At 56.3% G+C, this 1,191-nt stretch carries 1 rRNA gene; it reads right to left on the bottom strand.

The features are described 5' to 3' along the window. A 23S ribosomal RNA gene (locus AB0946_RS41740) occupies window positions 1–1,191 on the bottom strand; the annotation flags it as partial.

Below are 1,191 nucleotides of genomic sequence, written 5' to 3'. Positions count from 1 at the left end.
GGACAAGCCCTCGGCCTATTAGTACCAGTCAACTCCACCCGTTACCAGGCTTCCATATCTGGCCTATCAACCCAGTCGTCTACTGGGAGCCTTACCCCATCAAGTGGGTGGGAGTCCTCATCTCGAAGCAGGCTTCCCGCTTAGATGCTTTCAGCGGTTATCCCTCCCGAACGTAGCCAACCAGCCATGCCCTTGGCAGAACAACTGGCACACCAGAGGTTCGTCCGTCCCGGTCCTCTCGTACTAGGGACAGCCCTTCTCAAGACTCCTACGCGCACAGCGGATAGGGACCGAACTGTCTCACGACGTTCTAAACCCAGCTCGCGTACCGCTTTAATGGGCGAACAGCCCAACCCTTGGGACCGACTCCAGCCCCAGGATGCGACGAGCCGACATCGAGGTGCCAAACCATCCCGTCGATATGGACTCTTGGGGAAGATCAGCCTGTTATCCCCGGGGTACCTTTTATCCGTTGAGCGACGGCGCTTCCACAAGCCACCGCCGGATCACTAGTCCCGACTTTCGTCCCTGCTCGACCCGTCGGTCTCACAGTCAAGCTCCCTTGTGCACTTACACTCAACACCTGATTGCCAACCAGGCTGAGGGAACCTTTGGGCGCCTCCGTTACCCTTTAGGAGGCAACCGCCCCAGTTAAACTACCCATCAGACACTGTCCCTGATCCGGATCACGGACCCAGGTTAGACATCCAGCACGACCAGACTGGTATTTCAACGACGACTCCACAAACACTGGCGTGCCTGCTTCACAGTCTCCCAGCTATCCTACACAAGCCGAACCGAACACCAATATCAAACTGTAGTAAAGGTCCCGGGGTCTTTCCGTCCTGCTGCGCGAAACGAGCATCTTTACTCGTAGTGCAATTTCACCGGGCCTATGGTTGAGACAGTCGAGAAGTCGTTACGCCATTCGTGCAGGTCGGAACTTACCCGACAAGGAATTTCGCTACCTTAGGATGGTTATAGTTACCACCGCCGTTTACTGGCGCTTAAGTTCTCAGCTTCGCCCACCCGAAAGTGAGCTAACCGGTCCCCTTAACGTTCCAGCACCGGGCAGGCGTCAGTCCGTATACATCGCCTTACGGCTTCGCACGGACCTGTGTTTTTAGTAAACAGTCGCTTCTCGCTGGTCTCTGCGGCCACCCCCAGCTCACGGAGTAAATCCGATCACCA

The organism is Streptomyces sp. NPDC046870, assembly GCF_040704595.1.
GTDB lineage: Bacteria > Actinomycetota > Actinomycetes > Streptomycetales > Streptomycetaceae > Streptomyces > Streptomyces argyrophylli.
The sequence above is the reverse complement of the archived record's forward strand: the minus strand, read 5'-3'. Positions and strand labels throughout refer to the sequence as shown.